Source organism: Herbiconiux daphne, from assembly GCF_024979295.1.
GTDB classification, from domain to species: Bacteria; Actinomycetota; Actinomycetes; order Actinomycetales; family Microbacteriaceae; genus Herbiconiux; species Herbiconiux daphnes.
Genome location: NZ_JANLCJ010000550.1, coordinates 1 through 605, shown reverse-complemented (window position 1 = coordinate 605; position 605 = coordinate 1). Strand labels below are relative to the sequence as shown.

General features: G+C 41.2%; 1 protein-coding gene. It reads right to left on the bottom strand.

The window, feature by feature from the left end:
- Positions 1-48: 48 nt before the first annotated feature.
- The coding region (locus tag N1032_RS26385; RefSeq protein WP_259543612.1) for an RtcB family protein at positions 49-605 on the bottom strand (557 nt) is incomplete at its 5' end.

Below are 605 nucleotides of genomic sequence, written 5' to 3'. Positions count from 1 at the left end.
ATTCCCTGAGGAATCATATTTTACTGATTCAAAATGTTTTTCCATTACTTACCCTTTTACATTAACAATTGGTTTGATGTGAGTAATGATTTCAATCAAATCTTCCTGATTACTCATTACCTCACTAATAGGTTTATACGCATTGGGGCACTCGTCGATACGAGATTCATCAATAGTAAAACCATCAGGATTTACTCCGTGCATAATATCACGGAAATCGGTCAAACTGAACGTTTTCTTTGCTTTGGAGCGAGACATAACACGACCCGCACCATGAGATGAGCTGCACAGGCTGTCAGCATTGCCCCGACCACGCACAAGATAGACACCATCACGCATATTAGCCGGAATAACACCCAACATACCATCTTCAGCGTGAGTAGCGCCTTTTCGATGAATCCATAAACCATCTTTTTTCTCCGCATGATTATGGTTACGATTAACCATAGTTTCTTCGTAGAATGTGGCACCTAAAGCATCACAGATGTTACGCATCATCTTTTCACGATTGAACAATGCCCAGCGTAAACAATATTCCATCGCTTGTATGTAATCTTTGCCTAGCTGAGAGTTTTCGTCAAGCGGGTTAATACCTTCACCACCAC